This is a genomic window from Phaeospirillum tilakii (assembly GCF_042683125.1).
In the GTDB taxonomy this organism is placed as follows: domain Bacteria; phylum Pseudomonadota; class Alphaproteobacteria; order Rhodospirillales; family Magnetospirillaceae; genus Phaeospirillum; species Phaeospirillum tilakii.
Window position 1 is genome coordinate 77,474 of sequence record NZ_JBHUIY010000011.1, and the last position, 21,241, is coordinate 98,714.

21 protein-coding genes and 1 pseudogene are annotated in these 21,241 nt (G+C 72.8%); 11 read left to right on the forward strand and 11 right to left on the reverse strand.

Features of this window, described 5'->3' with window-relative positions:
• Window positions 1-2: 2 nt before the first annotated feature.
• The 7 genes and pseudogenes from ACFSNB_RS07530 to ACFSNB_RS18880 form a co-directional block, all read right to left on the reverse strand.
• Window positions 3-1,022: an amino acid ABC transporter substrate-binding protein gene (locus tag ACFSNB_RS07530; RefSeq protein ID WP_377315484.1), complete on the reverse strand. Its 1,020-nt coding sequence runs from the start codon at window positions 1,020-1,022 to the stop codon at window positions 3-5.
• Between the two features lie 129 nt (window positions 1,023-1,151).
• Window positions 1,152-1,478, reverse strand: a complete 327-nt coding sequence (locus ACFSNB_RS07535) for a hypothetical protein (RefSeq protein WP_377315486.1) — start codon at window positions 1,476-1,478, stop codon at window positions 1,152-1,154.
• 7 nt (window positions 1,479-1,485) lie between these two features.
• Complete coding sequence (locus ACFSNB_RS07540; protein ID WP_377315488.1) at window positions 1,486-3,180, reverse strand: flagellar hook-length control protein FliK; 1,695 nt, start codon at window positions 3,178-3,180, stop codon at window positions 1,486-1,488.
• 152 nt (window positions 3,181-3,332) lie between these two features.
• Entirely contained in the window at window positions 3,333-4,070 is a 738-nt protein-coding gene (locus ACFSNB_RS07545; protein WP_377315490.1) for a competence/damage-inducible protein A, read from the reverse strand.
• A 141-nt stretch (window positions 4,071-4,211) separates the two neighbouring features.
• Window positions 4,212-5,009 carry an alpha/beta fold hydrolase gene (locus ACFSNB_RS07550; protein WP_377315491.1) on the reverse strand — a complete coding sequence of 266 codons (798 nt, stop codon included), beginning with the start codon at window positions 5,007-5,009 and terminating at the stop codon, window positions 4,212-4,214.
• Between the two features lie 19 nt (window positions 5,010-5,028).
• Entirely contained in the window at window positions 5,029-5,505 is a 477-nt protein-coding gene (locus ACFSNB_RS18875) for a (deoxy)nucleoside triphosphate pyrophosphohydrolase (protein WP_417629365.1), read from the reverse strand.
• Between the two features lie 36 nt (window positions 5,506-5,541).
• Window positions 5,542-6,060, reverse strand: a pseudogene (locus tag ACFSNB_RS18880) (GNAT family N-acetyltransferase); the annotation flags it as partial.
• Window positions 6,061-6,158: 98 nt separating this feature from the next.
• Here ACFSNB_RS18880 and ACFSNB_RS07560 point away from each other — a divergent pair.
• From ACFSNB_RS07560 to ACFSNB_RS07590, 7 genes are all read left to right on the forward strand, one after another.
• Entirely contained in the window at window positions 6,159-7,784 is a 1,626-nt protein-coding gene (locus ACFSNB_RS07560; protein WP_377315495.1) for a tetratricopeptide repeat protein, read from the forward strand.
• A gap of 135 nt (window positions 7,785-7,919) precedes the next feature.
• The gene (asnB, locus tag ACFSNB_RS07565) at window positions 7,920-9,845 is read left to right on the forward strand and encodes an asparagine synthase (glutamine-hydrolyzing) (protein WP_377315496.1); all 1,926 of its coding nucleotides are present in this window, start codon (window positions 7,920-7,922) and stop codon (window positions 9,843-9,845) included.
• Between the two features lie 107 nt (window positions 9,846-9,952).
• Window positions 9,953-11,056: an LPS export ABC transporter permease LptG gene (gene lptG, locus ACFSNB_RS07570; protein WP_377315497.1), complete on the forward strand. Its 1,104-nt coding sequence runs from the start codon at window positions 9,953-9,955 to the stop codon at window positions 11,054-11,056.
• Window positions 11,057-11,060: 4 nt separating this feature from the next.
• Complete coding sequence (locus ACFSNB_RS07575; protein ID WP_377315498.1) at window positions 11,061-11,819, forward strand: phosphatase PAP2 family protein; 759 nt, start codon at window positions 11,061-11,063, stop codon at window positions 11,817-11,819.
• A gap of 154 nt (window positions 11,820-11,973) precedes the next feature.
• Entirely contained in the window at window positions 11,974-12,603 is a 630-nt protein-coding gene (locus ACFSNB_RS07580; RefSeq protein ID WP_377315500.1) for a cold-shock protein, read from the forward strand.
• Between the two features lie 523 nt (window positions 12,604-13,126).
• A complete protein-coding gene (locus ACFSNB_RS07585; protein WP_377315502.1) occupies window positions 13,127-13,906 on the forward strand; it encodes a WecB/TagA/CpsF family glycosyltransferase in 780 nt (259 codons plus the stop codon).
• A gap of 111 nt (window positions 13,907-14,017) precedes the next feature.
• Entirely contained in the window at window positions 14,018-14,590 is a 573-nt protein-coding gene (locus ACFSNB_RS07590; RefSeq protein ID WP_377315504.1) for a glycine zipper family protein, read from the forward strand.
• On the opposite strand, the gene ACFSNB_RS07595 is transcribed toward ACFSNB_RS07590, so the two are convergent.
• Window positions 14,572-15,489 carry a DMT family transporter gene (locus tag ACFSNB_RS07595; RefSeq protein WP_377315506.1) on the reverse strand — a complete coding sequence of 306 codons (918 nt, stop codon included), beginning with the start codon at window positions 15,487-15,489 and terminating at the stop codon, window positions 14,572-14,574. The genes ACFSNB_RS07590 and ACFSNB_RS07595 overlap by 19 nt on opposite strands.
• A gap of 250 nt (window positions 15,490-15,739) precedes the next feature.
• Here ACFSNB_RS07595 and murI point away from each other — a divergent pair, with 250 nt between their 5' ends.
• Window positions 15,740-16,564 carry a glutamate racemase gene (gene murI, locus ACFSNB_RS07600; protein ID WP_377315508.1) on the forward strand — a complete coding sequence of 275 codons (825 nt, stop codon included), beginning with the start codon at window positions 15,740-15,742 and terminating at the stop codon, window positions 16,562-16,564.
• A 32-nt stretch (window positions 16,565-16,596) separates the two neighbouring features.
• The gene (recQ, locus tag ACFSNB_RS07605; RefSeq protein WP_377315510.1) at window positions 16,597-18,426 is read left to right on the forward strand and encodes a DNA helicase RecQ; all 1,830 of its coding nucleotides are present in this window, start codon (window positions 16,597-16,599) and stop codon (window positions 18,424-18,426) included.
• Between the two features lie 55 nt (window positions 18,427-18,481).
• Here recQ and ACFSNB_RS07610 read toward each other — a convergent pair whose 3' ends face one another.
• From ACFSNB_RS07610 to ACFSNB_RS07620, 3 genes are all read right to left on the reverse strand, one after another.
• On the reverse strand, window positions 18,482-18,808 hold the full coding sequence (locus ACFSNB_RS07610) for a hypothetical protein (protein ID WP_377315512.1): 327 nt from the start codon (window positions 18,806-18,808) through the stop codon (window positions 18,482-18,484).
• A gap of 126 nt (window positions 18,809-18,934) precedes the next feature.
• Window positions 18,935-19,831, reverse strand: coding sequence for a methylenetetrahydrofolate reductase (gene metF, locus ACFSNB_RS07615; protein ID WP_377315513.1), 897 nt, complete (start codon window positions 19,829-19,831; stop codon window positions 18,935-18,937).
• Complete coding sequence (locus tag ACFSNB_RS07620; RefSeq protein ID WP_377315515.1) at window positions 19,809-20,801, reverse strand: ArsR/SmtB family transcription factor; 993 nt, start codon at window positions 20,799-20,801, stop codon at window positions 19,809-19,811. Before ACFSNB_RS07620 ends, metF begins: the two co-directional genes overlap by 23 nt.
• Before the next feature lie 29 nt (window positions 20,802-20,830).
• On the opposite strand from ACFSNB_RS07620, the gene ACFSNB_RS07625 reads away from it, so the two are divergent.
• Both ACFSNB_RS07625 and ACFSNB_RS07630 read left to right on the forward strand, forming a co-directional pair.
• On the forward strand, window positions 20,831-20,986 hold the full coding sequence (locus tag ACFSNB_RS07625; RefSeq protein ID WP_377315516.1) for a hypothetical protein: 156 nt from the start codon (window positions 20,831-20,833) through the stop codon (window positions 20,984-20,986).
• Window positions 20,979-21,176, forward strand: coding sequence for a CCE_0567 family metalloprotein (locus tag ACFSNB_RS07630; RefSeq protein ID WP_377315518.1), 198 nt, complete (start codon window positions 20,979-20,981; stop codon window positions 21,174-21,176). Before ACFSNB_RS07625 ends, ACFSNB_RS07630 begins: the two co-directional genes overlap by 8 nt.
• Window positions 21,177-21,241 lie beyond the last annotated feature (65 nt).

Here is a 21,241-nt window from a genome sequence, read left to right on the forward strand (position 1 = left end):
CGTCAGCGGATCGGCAGCGGGTACATCAGCCCGCCCTGACTCCACAGCGCGTTGAGGCCGCGTTCGAGCTTCAGCTTCGAGCCGGCGCCGAGATTGCGCTCGTAGCTTTCGCCGTAATTGCCGACCTGCTTGATGATGGCGTAGGCCCATTTGTCGTCGAGACCGAGGGCGCGGCCGGGGCCGGGGGTGACGCCGAGCAGGCGCTGGACGTTGGGATCGGGGCTGCGGGTCATCTGATCGACATTGGCCGAGGTGATCCCCAGTTCCTCCGCCGCCAGCATCGCCTGGAACACCCATTTGACCAGATTGAACCATTGGTCGTCGCCCTGGCGCACCGCGATCGCCAGCGGTTCCTTGGAAATGCGCTCGGGCAGGATGTCGTAGCCGGCCGGGTCGGGGGTCTGGTTGGCCCGCACCGCCGCCAGCTGCGAGGCGTCGGAGGTGAAGGCGTCGCAGCGGCCGGCGACGAAGGCGGCGGCGGCGGAGTCGAAGCTCTCGATGGTGACCGGCTTCAGCTCGATCCGGTTGGCGCGGGCGAAATCGGCCAGATTGAGTTCCGAGGTGGTGCCGGTCTGGACGCAGACGGTGGCGCCGTTGAGATCGCGCGCGCTCTTGACCCCAAGCTTTTTCGCCACCAGGAAGCCCTGGCCGTCATAGAAATCGATCCCGGCGAACAGCAGCCCGTTCGAGCCCTCGCGGGTCAGCGTCCAGGTGGTGTTGCGCGGCAGCAGGTCGATCTCGCCGGCCTGGAGCGAGGTCAGCCGCTGCTGGGCCGACAGCGGGACGTAGCGGACCCGGCCCGCATCGCCGAACACCGCCGCCGCGACGGCGCGGCAGACGTCGATGTCGAGCCCGCGCCAGACCCCCTTCTCGTCGGGGGCGCCGAACCCGCCCAGCCCGGTATGGGCGCCGCAGACCAGCTGGCCGCGCTTCTTGACGGTGTCGAGGGTCTGGCCGGCCAGCGCCGGGGCGGTGACCGCCAGGCCGAGCAGGGCGGCGATGGCGAGAGTCCAGGCCTTCATCGTGACGTTCCTTCCCCCAGCCCGGGCGGGCGGATCCCCTCCGGCGACGCACGCATGATGACGGCGCCGGCCGCCGCTGACAAGATTGGCGCGCCTTCGGCCGGTCCGGTGCGACCGCTCGGTGCGGTTCTAGCGACGCGGGGGCGCGAGCAGGGTGAGCAGGGATTCGGTCACCGCCGCGGCGGTGGTGGCGGCGGCGCGCGAGGCGAGCAGCGCCGGCAGATCGGCGCCGGGGGCGGGGCCGACCGACCCGGCCGCCGGGCCGGGCTGAAGGCGGGGGGCGCCATCGGGGGCGAAGGCGACGGTCCGGGTGCGGCCGTCGAGGGTCAGCGCCATCGTCCGGCCGGGCAGGGCCGGGGCAAGCGGGCCGGCGGCCGGCGGGGCGTCCTGGCGGCCCCGCCCGTCTTCCGCCCGGGCCGGCAGGACGGCGCCGGGGAACGGTATCGCGGCCGACATGGCCGGCCTAGACCGAGATGTCGACGCCGCCATCGGCGGACGCGGGGGTGGACAGCGCCGACAGGGCGGCGGCGAGGGCTGGATCGCCGCCATAGCCGCCGGATTCGCGTCCGCGCGGCTGGCCCTGACCCTGGTTCTGGCCCTGGCCGGCCGAGGCGTCGCGGTTGGCGGCCTGCTGCTGCTGCGACTGGGCGTCGCCGCGCAGGTTGAAGCTGGTGGTCGAGGAATCCGGCTTGAGGCCGGCATCCTGCAACGCCTTTTCCAGGCCGCGCTGGTCGTTCTGCAACATCGCCAGGGTTTCCCGCTTGTCGGCGGTGACGGTGGCGGTGACCTTGCCGTCGCTGGCCACCTCGAGCTTGATCTCGATCTTGCCGAGTTCGACCGGCTTCAACTGGATCTTGACGGTGTCGAGCCCGTCCTTGACCGCCTTGTCGATGTGGACGCTGATCTGCTCCAGCACCTGGGCCGGCAGGGTGCGCGGGGTGGTGGCGGTCGCGGTGGCCGGGGCGGCGGCCTGGGCGCGGCCCGGGTTGGCCAGCGGGGCCACCGCCGACAGGCCGGTGACCGGATTGGCCGGGGCGGTCTTGTCGGCGATGCCGGTGGCTTTGCTCTGGGCGGCCAGCAGGGCGGAGAAGCTGTCGCCGCTCTCGGCGGCGTGGGCGGCCTCGCCCTCGGACGCGGCGGCCGAGGCCTGCGCCAGGGCGGCGGCGGTGCCGCCATTGGCCGTCTGGCCGCCCTGGCCGCCGGAGGCGCCGGCATTCTGGTTCCCCTGGCCCTGGGCGGCGGCGGGATCGGCCTTCGCCACCGTTCCGGCGGCGGGCGGCGTCAGGCCGGGGGAAGGGGCGGTGCCGTCATCCTGGACCGCGATCGCCACGCCGGCGCCGGTCCCGGCCAGACGGGCGGCGAGATCGCTGCTCTGGGCCTGGCGGGGATCGGTGGCGTTGCCGCCGGCGGTCTGGGCCGCCTGCTGGGCCTGCTGCTGCGCCGTCTGTTCGGTCTGGGCGTCGAGCTGGGCCTGGGATTGCGCCGGCGCCTGCCCCTGGGGCTGGGCCGCGCCGCCCTGGCCCGGACCCGGCTGGGCCGGGCTGGCCGGGGTGGTGGCGACCGCCGGACTGGCCGGCGTGCCGGCGGCGGCATCGCCCGGGGCGGCGGCGGCCGGGACCACTACCTCCGGCGTCACCAGCGCCAGCGGCTGGCCCGTCTGGTCGGTGTCGTCCTTGTCCTGGTCCTGCCGGTCCTCGTCGTCGTGCCGCGCCACCGGGGCGGGGGCATCGTCGCGCGAGGCGGCGTCGGCGCGCTCGCTGGCGGCGCTGTCGTCGCTGGCGGCGCGGTCATCCTGGTCGCGGCGGACGCGGGGCGCGTCGTCGTCGCGGCGGGCGCGGGCGGCGCTGGTTGCCAGCGCGGTGGCGGTGCGGTCGGAGGCGGCGGTGGCCGTCGCCTGGGCCGAGGCGGCGGTGTCCTGGGTCTGGGCGCGCGAGGCGGCGGCGGCGGTGTCGCGGGCCTCGTCGGCGGCGGCGAGCTGGCCGGTCAGGCCCGATACCGCCGAGGCGATCGCGCCCTGGCCGGAATAACGCTGCGCCGATTGACGCACCAGGGCGAGGAAGGCCGCGCCGGACAGGCCCCCGCTCGTGGCCGATCCCGCCGGGGCGGTCTGGCTCGCGGCATCGTTGGCCGTCTGCTGGCGAATCGCTTGAACGGTCATGGCTTCGTCCCCGCACATAGGATCCCGGCGAGGGAAACGCAAAAGCCGGGCCACCGGGCGAACCGAGCCGGCGCGCGGCTCCGGCGGCGGCGGCCGGCGCGGCGGCCGGGAAAAAACTGCCGGGAGGCGGAAAAGGCTGCCGACCGCCGGGGTCAGTCGGTGGCGATCACGTCCGCCCCGGCCGCGGCGGCGAGGGCGCGGATCTCGGCGGCGATGCGGTCGAGCGCGGCGGCGTCGCGGCCGCGCGCCACCACCGCCACCCGGGGACCCTCGGCGCCGAAGCTGGGATAGGAGCCGATCTCGCTGTCGGGATGGGCGTCCTGGAGGGCGGCGAGGCGCTCGGCGATGTCGCCCTCGCGCACCGCCAGCGTCACCGCGCGCGACAGCAGCGGCGGCCCGGCGCGCAATTCGTCCCGCAGCGTCTCGAACATCGCCTGGAGCACGCTCGGCACCCCGGCCAGCACGAAGACGTTGCCGAGGCGGAAGCCGGGGGCCTGGCTGAGCGGATTGTCGATCAGACGGGCGCCGGCGGGGATCTCGGCCATCTTCAGCCGGGCCGGGTTGAGCGCCTCGGCGCCGTGGCGGGCGGCGAGGCGGCGCACCGCCTCGGCGTTGCGTTCGAGCCGGACCCCGAACGCCGCCGCCACCGCCGCCGAGGTGATGTCGTCATGGGTCGGGCCGATGCCGCCGCTGGTGAAGACATAGCCGTAGCGGTGACGCAGCGCGTCGAGCCCGGCGACGATCGCCGCCGGCTCGTCGCGGACGATGCGGACCTCGGCCACCGGCACCCCCAGCGCGGCGAGCTGGGTGGCGAGATAGGGCACGTTGACGTCGTGGGTGCGGCCGGACAGGATTTCGTTGCCGATCACCAGAATCGCCGCGTCGGTCATCGCCGGTCCTCCGTTGCTTCGGCCGATCATACCCGCCGGGGGGAAATTGACAACGCCGGGGCGGGAAAAGCGGAAAACCCCTGGGATCCAAGGGCCTTGCGGCCCTTGGCGGGTGTGGGCGGCGCCCACGTTTTTTTCCTGTCAGCCCTCTCCCCGCAGGAAGCCGCGCAGCAGGGCCGCCACCTCGCCCGGCCGTTCCAGCAGGCCGAGATGACCGGTGTCGAGCTCGGCATGGCGGGCGCCGGGAATCGCCGCCGCCACGGCGCGGGCCTGTTCGGCCGGCACCATGTGGTCGAGCCGCTGCCCCACCACCAGGGTCGGGCAGACGATCCGCGCCGCCGCCGCCGTGACGTCGAGGACCAGATCAAGCTCGACCTGCCGCGCCATCCCCTCCCAATCGTTGCCGTCGCGGATCAGCCCGAGCAGGTCGTCGAGCCCCGCCGCGCCGAGCTGGCTGACGAAGGCCGGGCTGAAGCCGGTCAGCACGATCAGCCGGGCCAGGGTGGCGCGGTCGCGCCCGATCAGGTCGCGCCACAGCCGGAATTCAAGCTGGAGACGCGGATCGGAAGCCGACAGCAGCGGCCCGAGCAGCACCAGCCGCCGCACCAGATCCGGCCGGTCGGCGGCGATCGTCGCCGCCACCGCCGCCCCGAGCGAGAAGCCGACCAGATCGAACGGCACCGCCCCCGCCGCCTCGGCCGCCGCCACCACCTGGGCGGCGAGGCCGGCGACCGTCAGCGGGCCGCCGCCGTCGCGGGTCTGGCCCGAGCCGGCGTAATCCGGCCGCACCACCGTCCAGTCCCGCGCCAGATCGGGGGTCAGCGCCGCCCAGTTGGTTTCGCCGTCGGCCCCGGTGCCATGCACCAGCACCAGCCCCGGCCCGCGCCCGTCGACCCGGTAGGCGATGCTGACCCCGTCCCGCTCGACCCGTGCGATCATCGCTCCCTCCCGTAGCGGTTCACACCCATTCCCGCAGCAGGGCGACCAGCGGGATGTCGGCCGGCGGCATCGGCAGGTCGCCCAGGCGGGCGGCGCGGACCCAGCGCAGGCTTTGCCCCTCGCGCGGTTGCGGGCTGCCGCGCCACACCCGCAGCACGTAGAGCGGCATCAGCAGGTGGAAGCTGTCGTAATCATGCGAGGCGAAGGCCAGCGGGGCGAGGCAGCTTTCGGTGGCGTCGATCCCCAGTTCCTCTTCCAGCTCCCGCACCAGCGCCTGTTCCGGGGTCTCGCCCGGGGCGACCTTGCCGCCGGGGAATTCCCACAGCCCGGCCATGCTCTTGCCGGGCGGGCGGGTGGTCATCAGCACCCGCCCGTCGCCATCGACCAGCGCGGCGGCGGCCACCAGCACTTGGGGGCGGGCGGCGTGGGCGGCGGCCCAGGTGGCGCGGTCGAGCGCGAAGCGCCGCACCGGGGCGGTGCCGCCGCGCGCCGGCATCGGCTGGACCGCCTCGCCCTGATCGCGCAACCCGAGCCGGGCCAGCACCCGTTGCGAGGCGAGGTTGTCGCGATGGGCCCAGGCGGTGACCCGCGCGAAGCCGAGATCCTGGAACAGGGCGCGCAGCAGCCGGCGCGCCGCCTCGGTGGCGTAGCCCCGGCCCCATTCCGCCCGGGCGATCCAGCAGCCGAGGTCGGGCTGGCCGTCGGGGCCGGGATCGAAGCCGATCCCGCCGATCGGGGCGCCGTCGCTGATCCGTTCCAGCACCAGCGCCGCGCCGCGCCGTGCCCGCCGGTTGGCCTCGGCCCCGGCGAGGAAGGAATCGAGGTCGGCGCGGCGGCAGGGCGAAGGAATCCGCGCGGTGAAGCGGCTGACCTCGGGGTCGTCGAGCAAGGGCACCAGCGCGTCGAGGTCGGCTGTCTCGGCCGGGCGCAGCCGCAGCCGCGCGCTGCGCAGCGGATAACCGTCCCACAAGGTGGCGGGGGTGCGGCAGCCGGCCCGATCGCTCACGATGCTTCCTCCTTGCCTGATCAAACGCGGCCGGCACCATAGCACGGCGCGGCGGTGCCGTGATGGGGGCAGCGTCGCTGCCGTGATGGGTGACAGCGGCGGCGGGGTTGGCTACTCTGCGCCCCTTCTCAGGAACCGAGCCGATGCCGCATCACCGTCCCAAGCCCGATCTGCCGCTCGGCCCCGCCTTCGCCCAGGCGATGGCGGCGTGGGAAAACGGCAATCTGACCGAGGCGCGCCGGCTGGGCCGGCGGATCGTCGAACGGCGGCCGGATTTCGGCGGCGGTCATTATCTGCTCGGCCTGATCGCCCAGCGCCAGGGCCTGACCCGCAAGGCGGTCGAGTTCCTCACCCAGGCGGTGGCGGCCGATCCGACCCAGCCGGTGCCGCGGCTGGCGCTGGGCCGGGCGCTGGAATCCCTCGGCGACGACGGCGCGGCGACGCGGGAATACCGCGCCCTGCTCGACGCCGACCCGGCCCATGCCGAGGCCCATGCCCGGCTGGGCGAGATCCTGGCCCGCCAGGGACGGCGCGACGAGGCGATCGCCGCCTGCCGCGCCGCCGTCGCCGCCCATCCCCGCCATGCCGAGGCGCTGTGCCGGCTGGGGGCGCTGCTGCACGAGGCCGGCCAGTCCGAGCTGGCGGCGGGGTTCCTCGAACGCGCCTTGGCGCTGCGGCCGGACTGGCCGACCGCGCTTTATGATTACGGGCTGGTGCTGGTCGCGCTCGGCCGCTTCGCCCCGGCCGAAACCATCCTGGCCGGCGCCGCCGAACTGCGGCCCGATCACGCCCCGACCGCCACCGCCCTGGCCGGGGTGCTGCGGCGGCAGGGCCGGCTCGACGCCGCCCAGGCCGAGGCCGAACGGGCGGCGCATCTGGCGCCGAAGGATCCGGCGGTGTGGCTGGAACTGGGGCAGGCCCGCGCCGCCCGCCGCCATCACGAGGGGGCGGCGGCGGCGTTCGAGCGGGCGGTGGCGCTGGCGCCCGGTCTGGCCGAGGCGCATTGGTGTCTGGCCGAAAGCTGTCGCGCCCTCGGTCAGGCCGGCCGCGCCGCCGAGCATTACCGCGCCAGCCTGCGGCTCGATCCCGACGACCGGGTCGGCGCCGCCCTCGGCCTCGCCCAGCTCGATGCCGCCGCCTTGCCCGAACGCGCCCCCGAGGCCTATGTCCGCCAGCTGTTCGACGATTACGCCCCGCGGTTCGATGCCGCCCTGGTCGGTCAGCTCGCTTATTGCGGCCCGGAACGGATCGGCGCCCTGCTCGATCTGCTGTGGCCCGACGCGCGCGGCCTCGCCGTGCTCGACGCCGGCTGCGGCACCGGGCTGGCCGGGCCGGTGCTGCGGCCGCGCGCGGCCCGGCTCGACGGGATCGACCTGTCGCCGGCGATGGTCGAGCGCGCCGCCCAGCGCGGCCTGTACGACCGGCTCGACGTCGGCGAACTGGTCGGGCTGCTGACCGAGCGGCCCGACAGCTACGACCTGATCGCCGCCGCCGACGTGCTGGTCTATTTCGGCGACCTCGCCCCGCTGCTCGGCGCGATCGCCGCCGCGCTGCGTCCGGGCGGGCTGTTCGTCGCCACCCTCGAACGCGCCGAGGGGGAGGGGGGCTACCGGCTCGGCCGGGGCAACCGCTATGCCCATGCCGCGCCCTATCTCGCCGCCGCCGCCACTGCCGCCGGGCTGGTGCCGCTGTGCCTCGACCCCACCGTCACCCGGCGCGAGGCCGGCGCCGACGTGCCCGGCTGGGCCTGGGCGCTGCGCCGGGCCTAAACTGAAAGACGTGTCGGCGCCCACCGACCAAGGGGTTCCAAGGGCCTTGCGGCCCTTGGCGGGGGTGGGCGGAGCCCACATCATCCCCCCCAAAAAAGCGCCTGGGCGTCCGCCTCGAATCAAGGGAGTCGCCGCATGTGCGGTTTCGCCGGTTTTCTCGATCTGACCCGTCCCACCCCCGAGCCGCGCGCGACGGCGGCGGCGATGGCGGCGACGCTGATCCATCGCGGCCCCGACGATGCCGATGCCTGGGCCGATCCGGCGGCGGGGATCGGCCTCGGCTTCCGCCGGCTGGCGATCCTCGACCTCAGTCCGCACGGCCGCCAGCCGATGCATTCCCATGACGGCCGCTGGGTGCTGACCTTCAACGGCGAGATCTACAACCACGCCGAACTGCGCGACCGGCTGGGGCGCGACCGGCCCTGGCGCGGCCATTCCGACACCGAGGCGCTGCTGGAGGCGATCGCCGCCTGGGGGGTGGACGAGGCGGTTGGCCGCGCCGACGGGATGTTCGCCTTCGCCGTGTGGGACCGCGCCCGGGGCGAGCTGACGCTTGGGCGCGACCGTTTCGGCGAGAAGCCGCTCTATTGGGGCGAAAGCGGCGGGGCGCTGCTGTTCGGCTCGGAACTGCGCGCGCTCAGGGTTCATCCCGGCTGGGACGGGGCGATCGACCGCGACGCGCTGGCCGCCTATCTCCGCCTCGGCTGGGTGCCGGCCCCGGCCACCATCCACCGCCGCGCCCGCAAGCTCGAGGCCGGCACCCTGCTGACCGTCGCCGCCGATGGCGCGACCCGGTCGCGGCGCTACTGGTCGGCGGCGGCGCGGGCGGCGGCGCTGGCCGGCAGCTTCGCCGGCAGCCGCGACGAGGCGGTCGAGCGGCTCGACGCCCTGGTGGCCGAGGCGGTGCGGCTCAGGATGCAGGCCGACGTGCCGGTCGGGGTGTTCCTGTCGGGCGGGATCGATTCCTCGCTGACCGCCGCGCTGATGAGCCAGGCCAGCGATGCCCCGGTCCATTCCTTCACCGTCGGCTTCGATCAGGCCGGGCTCGACGAGAGCGTCCATGCCCGCGCCGTCGCCGCCGAACTCGGCACCCGCCATACCGAGATCCGGGTCGACGAGGCGGCGGCGCTGGCGCTGGTGCCCGATCTGCCCCGCCTCTATGACGAGCCGTTCGCCGATCCGGCGGCGCTGCCGACCGTGCTGCTGGCGCGCGAGACCCGGCGGCGGGTGACGGTGGCGCTGTCGGGCGACGGCGCCGACGAATTGTTCGGCGGCTACGGCATCTACCGTTCGCTGCCGGGCGACTGGCACCGCCAGCGCCGGGTGCCCCGGCCGCTGCGCCTTGCCGCCGCCGGCGGGGCCGAGCTGCTGGCCGGGCCGGCCGAACTGCTGGCCGGGCTGGCCGGGCGGCTGCGGCGGCGGGCCAGCCATCCCGGCTATCGCCTGCGCCGGGGCGCCGAGGGCTGGCGCGCCGAGGGGCTCGCCGCGCTGCTGGCGCTGCATCACACCCGCTGGCGCGGCATGCCGGCGCCGGTCCGGCTGGCGGCGCCGCCGTCCCGGGCCGAATCGACCGAGATCGCCGCCCTGGCCGGGCGCGATCCGGCGCTGGCGCTGATGCTGGAGGATCTCGCCACCTATCTGGCCGACGATCTGTGCGTCAAGACCGACCGGGCGACGATGTCGGCCTCGCTCGAGGCCCGGCTGCCGTTCCTCGCCCCGGCGGTGGCCGAGTTCGCCTGGAGCCTGCCGCCCGAATTCAAGATCGACGGCGCCACCGGCAAGGCGGTGCTGCGCGAGACGCTCTATCGCCGCCTGCCGCGCGCCCTGGTCGATCGGCCGAAGATGGGGTTCGAGGTGCCGGTCGGGCGCTGGCTGCGCGGCGGGCTCCGGTCCTGGGCCGACGACCTGCTGTCCGAGGCGCGGCTCGACCGCCAGGGCTGGCTCGATGCCGGGCTGGTGGCCCGCTGCTGGCGCGAGCATCGCAGCGGCGCCAAGACGTGGCAGACCGAATTGTGGCACGTCCTGATGTTCCAGTGCTGGCTGGACGGGCAGGGCGGATGAGCGGCAGGATGGCGGCGGAGCTTGCCAGCGGGGGCGGTTTCGTGTTCCTGCTGTGCCGGGCGGCGCGGTCCGCCGTTCTCCCCCTTGGATCCGCGGGAGCGGAGTAGATGCGCCTGTCCCCCCTGTTGAGCGGCTACATCGCCCGCCAGTTCTCCGCCGCCCTGCTGTCGGTGCTGGGGGTGATCCTCGGCCTGATCCTGCTGTTCGACGTGATCGAGCTGATCCGCCGCGCGGCCAGCCATCCCGAACTGGGGATGGGGGTGATCCTGCTGCTGGCGCTGCTGAAGCTGCCGCAGATGCTGCACACCGTGCTGCCGTTCGCGATGATGATCGGGGCGATGGTGTGCTTCTGGCGGCTGACCCGCAGCCATGAACTGGTGGTGGCCCGCTCGGCCGGGGTGTCGGTGTGGCAGTTCATCGCCCCGGCGGTGGCGGTGGCGGTGGCGTTCGGCACGATCGAGATCACCGCCTTCAACCCGCTGGCGGCGGCGATGTACGACCGCTATGACCGGATGCAGGACGAATTGCTGAAGGGTACCCGCAGCGTGTTCGACCTGTCCGAGGTCGGGCTGTGGCTGCGCGAGCCGCACGATCAGGGCGAGATGGTGGTCCATGCCGGCACGGTGCGGCAGGAGGGCTTCACGCTCCATCTCGGCGACGCCGAATTCTTCCTCTACGACCGGCCCGACCATTTCACCCAGCGGATCAGCGCCGAAACCGCCGAGCTGGCCAACGGGGCGTTCGAGGTCCACCGCGCCTGGATGATGGAGGCGGGGCGGCCGTCGCGCTTCGTCGAATCGCTGACCATCCCGACCCAATTGACCCTGCAACGGATCCACGACAATTTCGCCGCGCCGGAAACCCTGTCGTTCTGGCATCTGCCCGGCTTCATCCATTTCTTCGAGCGTGCCGGCTTCACCGCCAACAAGCACCGGCTCTACCTCCATTCGCTGCTGGCCTCGCCGCCGCTCTATGGCGGGATGGTGCTGCTGGCGGCGCTGTTCTCGCTCAACCCCAACATCCGGGCCGGCGGGGCCGGCTCGCGCATCGCCGGCGGGGTCGCCGCCGGCTTCGCGGTCTATTTCTTCTCGCGGGTGGTCTACGCCCTCGGCCTGTCGGCCACCCTGCCGCAGGAGCTGGCGGCCTGGAGCCCGGCTCTGTTCGCCGGGCTGGTCGGGATGGCCGGCCTGTTCCATCTCGAAGACGGCTGACACGATGACCCCTCGCCTCCGGCGCGTCGCCGCCGTCGCGGTGTGGGCGGTGCCGCTCGCGCTGCTCGCCTTGCTGATCGCCGTCCCCGCGATCGAACTCGACCTCGCCGCCTGGTTCTTCGACCCGGCGCGGCGGGTGTTTCCCTGGCGCACCGCCCCGCTCGGCGAGTTCGTGCGCAAGGGTCTGCCGCTCGGGCTGTTCGCGCTGGCCGGTCTGGTGGCCCTGCTGGGCGGGCTGGCCGCGCTGCGCCGCCGGCCGCTGCTGGGGGTGGGGCCCCGGGTGGCGCTTTATCTGCTGGCGGCCTTGGCGCTCGGGCCCGGGCTGGTGGTCAATCTCGGTTTCAAGGACCATTGGGGGCGGCCGCGCCCCTCGACCCTGACCGAATTTCATGGCCCCAACCATTATGTCCGGCCGCTGGTTCCCTCCGACCAGTGCGACGACAATTGCTCCTTTCCCTCCGGCCATGCCGCCCTCGGCTTCTGGGCGATCGCCTTCGCCCTGCTCGCGCCGCCGCGCCGGCGAAGCCTCGCGGTGGCGGCGGCGGTGGGGTTCGGCGCCCTGATCGGGGCGGTGCGGATCGCCCAGGGCGCCCACTTCCTGTCCGACGTGATCGCCTCGGGACTGCTGGTGGGGTTGGTCTGTCGGCTAACGTACTACTGGTTGCTGGAGCGGCCCGGATTGCGCCCGGAAGGCGGGGTGGCGCGCCCGGCCCCGGCTCCGCTCCCGGGCGCGGTTTCTCCGCCCGACAAGACCTCGTCATGATGTTTTCTCGGGATGGTGTAAGAAATCCGGGCTAGGCGACAGGCCGTTCTTCAGGTAATGATATCGGCTCAGACTGACCTGGGAGCGAATGTCCGGGCGGAATGCCCTCGTGCCGACGCGAGGGACGTGTTTAGCTTTTGATGAGAACGACACAATGGCATGGAACCGAGATAATCATGGCAGCCGCTCCAGGGATCGGGGGCGGCGGGACGACTTCGGCGAGCCGGCGTATGAGCCGCGCCCGACCCGCTCTGTCGGCCCCAGCTCCTTCGACCGTCAGGTGGTCAGTCAGGCCAACGTCACCGCAACGGTGAAGTGGTTTAACTCTTCCAAGGGCTTCGGCTTCGTCGCTCCCGCGGACGGCACCCCGGACGCCTTCCTGCACATCTCCGCGCTGGAGCGGGCCGGTCTCACCCAGGTCGCCGAAGGCGCCACCCTGGTGTGCGACCTGGGCCAGGGCCAGCGCGGCCCGCAGGTGGTGACGGTGCACGAGGTCGACAGCTCGACCGCCACCCCGCGTGCGGCGGGCGGCGGCGGCGGCATGGGCGGTGGTCGTCGCGAAGAGCGCGGCCCGACCCAGACCGTCGAGGGCGTGGTGAAGTTCTTCTCGGCGGAGAAGGGCTTCGGCTTCGTTGCCTGCGACGAGGGCGGCAAGGACGTGTTCGTCCATGCCAAGGCGCTCGAACGCTCCGGCATCGCCACCCTGGAATCCGGGCAGCGCGTGCGTGTCACCACCACCCTCGGCCTCAAGGGGCCGCAGGCGGACACCGTCGCCCTGATCTAAATCCAGCCGGGCCGGGGCGCGCGTCGCCCCGGCCCGTGCCGATGCCGGCAGCGGCATCGGCGCCGGCGGATTGCCCGTGGCGCGGGCCTGGCGCCGTTTCCCTGTCTGGGGAGCGGCTCTGGGCCGGCGTGACGCCTCCTTTGGCAGGCGGCACGGCGCGTTCGCAGGTTGGTGGTTTCTTTTCCCTCGGCGCTGTCGGGTGGAAAGGCCGCGCCAGTGCGCGTCCAGGTTCGGCCGAACCGGGGCGTGTCCTGGAGCCTGTTGTTTTAGCGGATCAACACGCCATGATCTCGCGATCATGCCGCGGTTCGCTTGCGGCCGGGACCAATCGTCCCTGTCGCCTCGGTTCGTTTCCCTTGCCATTCCTGTCATCGTGAACTGACCGCAACCGGGCCTCCGCGGGCGGGTCGGCGTCGCCGTCCTGCCCGCCCCGGCACCCCCGCCGCGCCGAAACGGCGCGGGTCACCGCGCCGGCGCCGTGGCAGACTGACCGCTCCCCGAGTCCCTGTTCGAGGAGGCGCGCTTGTCCCGTTCCGCCATTGCCCCGCCACCGCGCATCTTCGGCCTGACCGTCTGCCCGCTGCCCGCCGTCGCGGTCGCGGCGCGGCTGCTGGACGCCCCCCGTTCCCCCGCCGCCGGGGTCGGGCTGGTGGTCACCCCCAACATCCAGCACATCGCCCTGCTGCGGCGCGATCCCGCCCTGCGCGCCGCCTGCGCCGAGGCCGAGATCATCCTGTGCGACGGCTTCCCGGTCTATTATTACGCCCGGCTGCGCGGCTGTGCCGTGCCCGGCCGGGTCACCGGCCGCGAGGTGGTGGCCGAACTGTTCGCCGTGCCGCAACGGCTGGCCGGCCAGCGTCTGTTCTGCGTGGTCGATGGCGAGCAAACCGCCGCCGCCCTGGCCGAATGGGCCGGGCGTCACGGGCTGGCCGACAGCGTCGCCGCCGCCATTCCGCCGTTCGGGTTCGAACGCGACGCCGGCTATGGCCGCGCGCTGGCCGACGCGATCCGCGCCCATCGCACCACCCTGCTGCTGATGGCGGTCGGCGCCCCGCGCAGCGAGGTGTTCGTCGCCACCCACCGCGCCCTGCTGCCGCCCTGCTGGGCGCTGTGCATCGGCCAGTCGATCAAGATCGCCCTCGGCCTCGTTCCGCTGCCGCCGCGCTGGGTGCAGCGGCTCAATCTGGAATGGCTGTGGCGGGTCGGGCTCGAACCGGGGCGGATGGGGCGGCGCTATCTCGGCTCGCTGTTCGGGTTCGCCGTCGCGATCCTCGCCGATCTGCGGCGCGGACCGGCGGGGTAGGGGGCGGCCGGCCTTGCGTCGCGGCCGGCGACGGCGCCATCATCCCGCCATCACGCCGCGTCAGGATGGCGTCTGCCCCGGGTCGCGCCCGGTTTTCGCATGAGGTCTGTCATGGTCCGTTCCCTTCCCGTCGCCCTCGGCGCCCTGCTGGCGCTGTCCGGCTGCGCGGCGACCCCCACCAATCCGCATGTGCTGGTGATGCCCGGCGCCAACAAGCCGTTCGAGCAGTTCCAGCAGGACCAGTATCTCTGCAAGCAGTACGCCTCCGAGCAGGTCAGCGGTCAGGCCCAGTCGGCCAATGAGCGCGCGATCGGCGCGGCCCTGATCGGCGGCGCCCTCGGCGCCGGGCTGGGGGCGGCGGCGGGCGGGGGCCATGGCGCGGCGATCGGGGCCGCCGGGGGCGTCGCCGCCGGCACCGCGGTCGGGGCCGGCAGCTCCTATCACAGCCAGTCGGGCATCCAGCGCCAGTACGACAACGCCTATCTGCAATGCATGGCGGCCAAGGGCAACCACACCCCGCAGCCGACGGTGGTCTATACCCCGCCGCCGACCGTGGTCTACACCCCGCCGCCGGCGGTGGTCTACACGCCGCCGCCCGCGGTCTATTACCCGCCGCCGGCGGTCTATTATCCGCCGCCCGCCGCCTATCCTCCGCCGCCGGCGGCTTACCCGCCGCCGCCCTGAGTCCCGCGCCGCCAGCGGTGCGAGCACAGCAGCCCGGCGGCGATCGCGGCGATGCCGGCGGCGTGGTAGGGCTGCGGCCGTTCGCCCAGCAGCAGCATCGACAGCAGCACCCCGTAGACCGGCATCAGATGGATGCTGAGCCCGGCCAGCGCCGGCCCGAACCGCTGCACCGCGTGGGCGTAGAGCAGGTAGGCCAGCACCGAGGGGAACAGCCCGACATAGAACAGGGCGGCCAGGGTGGTGGTGTTCCAGTGCGTCGCCCCGCCGCCGATCTGCTCGGCCAGCAGGAACGGCAGCAGTTCGACCAGCGCCACCACGATCTGCACCCCCATCAGCCCGATCCGGTCGAGGTCGGCGGGCAACTGGCGCAGCCACAGGGTATAAAGCGCCCAGCACAGCATCGCCGTCAGCACGATCGCGTCGCCCGGCACCAGGGTCAGGCTGCCCCATTCGGTCCAGTGCCCCTGCAACACCAGGGTCAGCGCCCCGGCCAGGGACAGCGCCAGCCCGATCCGCTGCCCGGCCTGGAGCTTCTGGCGGTAGAGCAGGGCGCCGAGCAGCACGATCAGCAGCGGGATCAGGGTGTTGAGCAGCAGGCCGTTGGTCGCGGTGGTGGTGCGCAGGCCGAGATAGACCAGCGAGTTGAAGGCAGCGACCCCGACCGTCGCCACCCCCAGCACCCGCCAGCGCAGCGCCCAATAGCGCGGCCAGTCGCGCCGCATCGGCCCGAGCGCGAACGGCAGCAGGCAGAGCAGCGCGATCACCCAGCGCCCGAACGACAGCATCATCGGATCGATCTCGCCGCGCACCGCCCGGCCGACGATGAAATTGCCGGCCCACAGCAGGGGCGGCAGCAGCAGTGCGGCCAGCGCCATAATTCGGGGGGTGGCTGGTGGCATCGGCGGAACACCTCGCGGGCGGTATCGTGGTGTTCTTTTATAGGCTCATTTCGGTCTGGCAAAGGCCGCAGGATTGGGCTTTCGCCCAAACCCAACCGGGGCGATGCCCCGGACCCCCTTGATTTTCAAAAATAAGGGGGGGTCGGGGGCTTCCCCCGAGCGGGTGCGGGCGGCAGCCCGCCATTGCCGGGGGTTGCCTGGGCCCGGTCGCGCCGGATATGAAAGGCGCGGTCATTGCCAGGAGCCCCCCATGGACGATCTGTCGCCTCTGCCGATCGGGATCTTTGATTCCGGGGTCGGCGGCCTGACCGTGCTGAAGGCGGTGCGCGACCGGCTGCCGCGCGAATCCCTGATCTATCTCGGCGACACCGCCCGGCTGCCCTACGGCACCAAGAGCGCCCAGACCGTCGCCGCTTATGCCCTCGAAGCCTCGCGCCGGCTGGTGTCCTACGGCATCAAGCTGCTGCTGGTCGCCGACAACACCTCCTCCGCCCATGCCCTTGATGCGCTCAGGGCCGAATTCCCCGGCCTGCCGGTGGTCGGGGTGGTCGAGCCCGGCGCCGCCGCCGCCGCCGCCGCCTCGGCGCGCGGCCGCATCGTCGTCGCCGCCAGCGAAAGCACGGTCCAGGCCGGGGTCTATCCCCGCGCCATCCTCCATTCCCGCCCCAATGCCCGGGTCACCGCGCTGCCCTGTCCGCTGTTCGTGGCGATGGTCGAGGAAGGGCTGACCGAGGGGCCGATCGCCGAGCAGATCGCCCGCCATTATCTCGATCCGCTGTTCACCGGCCCCGACGCCGCCGATTGCCTGCTGTCGGGCTGCACCCATTTCCCGGCGCTGGCGCCGTTGTTCCACCGCCTGCTCGGGCCCGAGGTGGCGGTGGTCGATTCCGCCACCACCACCGCGATGGTGGTCGAGGATCTGCTGGCGCTACGCCATCTCGCCAATCGCGGCGATGGTCCCGTCACCCTGCGCACCCTCGTCACCGACGCTCCCGAACGCTTCGCCCGGGTCGCCCGGGTGTTCGTGCCCTGGACGATCGACCCGGCCGAGGTCGAACTGGTCGATCTGGGCTGATCCACGATGCGCCGCCGTCCAGGAGTGCCGTCATGATGGAAGGGGCCGCCGGCGCGGTCGATCTCGAACCGGCGCGGCGGCTGCTGCGCTCGGTGTTCGGCTTCGACGCCTTCCGCGCCCGCCAGGAAGAGATCGTCGCCGCCATCCTCGCCGGCCGCGATGTGCTGGCGATCCTGCCCACCGGCAGCGGCAAGTCGCTGTGCTACCAGCTGCCGGCGCTGCTTAACGGCGGGCTGACCGTGGTGGTGTCGCCGCTGATCGCCCTGATGCGCGATCAGGTCGCCCAGCTCGACGCCCTCGGCATTCCCGCCGCCAGCCTCAATTCCAGCACCAGCCCCGACGAGGGCCGTCGCATCCGCCGCGCCCTGGCCGACGGCGCGTTGCGGCTGCTCTATGTCGCGCCGGAACGGCTGGTCCGCCCCGACACCATCGACCTGCTGCGCCGCTCTGGCCTGCGCACCCTGGCGGTGGACGAGGCCCATTGCGTCTCGCAGTGGGGCCACGATTTCCGCCCGGAATATCTCGCCCTGCGCGAGGTGTGCGACCAGCTCGACGGGGTGCAGATCGTCGCCTTCACCGCCACCGCCGACGCCGCCACCCGCGCCGACATCGCCCAGCGCCTGTTCGCCGCCCCGCCGACTCTGTTCATCGCCGGGTTCGACCGCCCCAACCTGCATCTGGCGATGCGGCCGAAGGGCGGCGGGCTCAAGCCGATGGTCGATTTCGTCCTCGCCCATGCGGGCGACAGCGGGGTGATCTATTGCGGCACCCGCGCCCGCACCGAGGAGGTGGCCGAGCTGCTGGTGTCGCGCGGAGTCGCCGCGCTGGCCTACCATGCCGGGCTCGATCAGGCGACCCGCTCCGAGCGTCAGGACCGCTTCCTTCAGGAGGACGGGGTGGTGATGGTCGCCACCGTCGCGTTCGGGATGGGGATCGACAAGCCCGACGTCCGCTTCGTCGGCCATACCGACATGCCGAAGAGCATCGAGGCCTATTACCAGGAGATCGGCCGCGCCGGCCGCGACGGGCTGCCGGCCGACACCCTGACCCTCTACGGTTTCGACGATCTGCGCCTGCGCCGGGGCCAGATCGAGAGCAGCCAAGCCTCCGACGAACAGAAACGGGTCGAGCATCGCCGGCTCGACGCCCTGCTGGCGCTGTGCGAGGCGCCGCGCTGCCGTCGCCAGACCCTGCTGGCCTATTTCGGCGAGACCCGGACCGAGCCCTGCGGCCATTGCGATCTGTGCCAGACCGGAGTCGCGGTCTATGACGGCACCGTCGATGCCCAGAAGCTGATGTCGGCGATCCTGCGCACCGGCCAGCGTTTCGCCACCGAGCATCTGGTCAACATCCTGGTCGGCACCGAAACCGACGCGGTGCGGCAGTGGAACCACCAAAGCCTGCCGACCTTCGGCGTCGGCGCCGACCGCACCCGCGAGCAATGGCGCTCGATCGTCCGCCAGATCTACGCCGCCGGGCTGATCGTGCCCGACATGGTCGAATGGGGCCGCTGGTCGCTGACCCCGGTCGGGCGCGAGGTGCTGCACGGCCGCGCCCGGGTCGAACTGCGCGCCACCGCGCTGACCCCGCAGACCGGCCGCAAGCGCGCCGCCGCGCCGCCGCCGGCCGCCGCCGCCAACGCCGATCCGACCCTGCTCGCCGCCTTGAAGGCGCTGCGCTCCCGCCTCGCCGCCGAGGAGAAGGTGCCGGCCTATGTGGTGTTCCCCGATCGCACCCTGATCGAGATGGCCGCCCATCGCCCGGCCAGCCTCGCCGCGCTGGGCGAGATCCACGGCGTCGGCGAGCGCAAGCTGGCCCGCTTCGGGCAGGCGTTTCTTGAGGTGATCCGGGAACAAAAATAACGCGGGCTCTGCCCGCACCCGGAAGGCAGCCAGCGGCTCCTGGACCTGCTTCGGTCTATTCCGTCATCTCGACCCAGCCGTTGCGGGCGAAACAGCCGCGCGTCACCTGCTCGCGCAGCGGCGCATTGGTGTCCTCCTGCTGCCAGGTCGGCGGGGTGACCCGTTCATAGGTGCTACAGGAGCGGCCCTTCTTGTCGCAATTGGTCGAGCTGTAGGAACTGCCGGGTTGCAGACGGTAGGTCAGGGCGACCGGCACCTGACGCGAGGCTTCGAGCAGACAGGCGGCCTTGACCTGTTCCCACTCGGAGGGGGTGGCGCCGGGCTTGACCCAATAGGTTCGGACACAGCCCGACAGCGCCGTCGCGACCGCCAGGACGGCCAAGCTTGCTCCCACTCTCACCCGCGCCCGCTCCCTCTGGTTCCGCGCAGCAGGATAGCCCGGATTCCTCAAGGGTTCCAAGGGCCTTTCGGCCCTTGGCGGGTGTGGGCGGCGCCCACCCAAGCGCCGTCAGGCGCTCTTGGGCCGCACCCCCAGGATGTGGCAGATCGCGTAGACCAGATCGGCGCGGTTGAGGGTGTAGAAGTGGAAATCCTCGATCCCGTTGGCGGAGAGGATGCGGCATTGCTGGGCGGCGACGGTGGCGGCGACGAGGCGGCGGGTTTCCGGGTCGTCGTCGAGTCCCTCGAACAGGTCGGCCATCCAGCCCGGCACCGAGGTGCCGCAGGCGTCGGAGAAGCGTTTGACCTGGGCGAAATTGGTCACCGGCAGGATGCCCGGCAGGATCGGCGCGGTGATGCCGGCGGCGGCGCAGCGGTCGCGGAAGGCGAGGAACAGCGCCGGGTCGAAGAAATACTGGCTGATCGCCCGGGTGGCGCCGGCGTCGAGCTTGCGCTTGAGATTGTCGATGTCGAACGCTGCCGAGGGGGCATCGGGATGGGTCTCGGGATAGGCCGCGACCGAGATCTCGAAATCGGCGATCCGCTTCAGGCCCTCGACCAGATCGACCGCGTAGGCATAGCCCTGCGGATGGGGCACATAGGTGCCGCGGTCCGGGCTGTCGCCGCGCAGGGCGACGATGTGGCGGATCCCCTCGTCCCAGTAGCGCCGGGCGATGTCGTCGATCTCGCCGCGCGAATGGCCGGCGCAGGTCAGATGGGCGGCCGGGCGCAACGCGGTGTCGCGGGCGATCCGGCTGACGATCTCGTGGGTGCGGTCGCGGGTGCCGCCGCCGGCGCCATAGGTCACCGAGACGAAATCCGGCGCCAGCGGTTCCAGCCGCCGCACCGCCTCCCACAGCGCCTCCTCCATCTTGTCGGTCTTGGGCGGGAAGAATTCGAACGAGACGCGGACCGGGCGGCGCACCGCGGCGGCGATCGGCAGTTCAAGAGACGGGACGGGGCTCACGCGCAAACTCCTGTTGATCGCGAGGGGCGGAAAGGGGCGGGGCGGCCGGGCGGGTGGCGGTCCACACCACCACCGTCAGCGGGCCGCCCGGCAGGCGGGTGATCGGGCCGGGGGTCAGGCCGGCGCTCTCCAGCCAGGCCGCGACCTCGCCATCGGCGAAGCCGAGGCGGCGGTGGGCGTGGCGGTCGCGCAGGATTTCCTGGTCGTGCGGGGCGAAATCGACGATCGCCACCAGCCCGCCCGGGGCGAGGATCCGCGCCGCCTCGGCCACCACCCGGGCCGGCTCGGCGGCGAAATGCAGCACCTGATGGATCGTCACCGCGTCGGCGGCGGCCTCGGCCAGCGGCAGCCGGGTGATGTCGCCCTGGCGCACGGTGCAGTGGCTGAGCCCGGCGCGGTCGAGATTGGCGCGGGCCACCGCCAGCATCTCGCGCGACAGGTCGAAGCCGATGGCGTGTTCGACCCGGGGGCCGAACAGTTCCAGCAGCCGGCCGGTGCCGGTGCCGAGATCGACCAGGGTGGCGGGGGCGCGATCGGCGAAGACCGCGAGCAGGGCGGCCTCGACCTCGGCCTCGTCGATCTGGAGCGAGCGGATCCGGTCCCAGCGGGCGGCGTTGGCGCTGAAATAACGCTGGGCCTTCTCGGCGCGGTCGGCCCGCACCGCGTCGAGCCGTTCGCGGTCGAGCAGCAGGGTGGGATCGCCCGGCGGCAGCAGGCCGAGCAGGGCGCGGGCCAGCGCCGCGCCCGGGCCCTGGGCGGCGAGGCGGTGGAACACCCAGGCCCCCTCGGGGAAGCGGTCGGCCAGCCCGGCCTCGCACAGCAGCTTGAGGTGGCGCGACACCCGCGGCTGGCTCTGGCCGAGAATCCGGGTCAGTTCGGTGACGGTCAGGTCGCCTTCCGCCAGCAGATGCAGCAGGCGCAGCCGGGTCGGCTCGGCGGCGGCACGCAAACCGGTCAACAGCGTTTCCACCGCCTCTCCCCATGCAGAAACATATAAACATGTCTTTATACGAACCGGCCGCCGCCGTCCAGCGCCGATGGCGCGGAACGATCGTCTGCCGCATTCTTGTGCTGGCGGCGTTATGCGCCCATATCTGGGGCAGGGAAGCCATTCCCACCCCGTTCGCCACCGTCGAGGTCGTCGCCCATGAGTGAGATCGAAACCCTGAAGGCCGAAATCCGCGTCTTGTCCAGCCAGGCCACCCAGGCCAAGATGGATCTGCACGATCTGTCCGAGGAACTGCCGATCGGCTGGGAACGCATTCCCGAGGTCGCGGCCCACTGCCATCAGCTCTATGCCAAGCTGGCCGAGGCCCGCCGCCGCCTCGCCCAGGTTCCGGCCTAAGGCCCGCTTTTCCCCGCCGGGCCGGGCGATCCGCCGGCCCGGCGGGCTCCCTCCGGTCGGCGCGT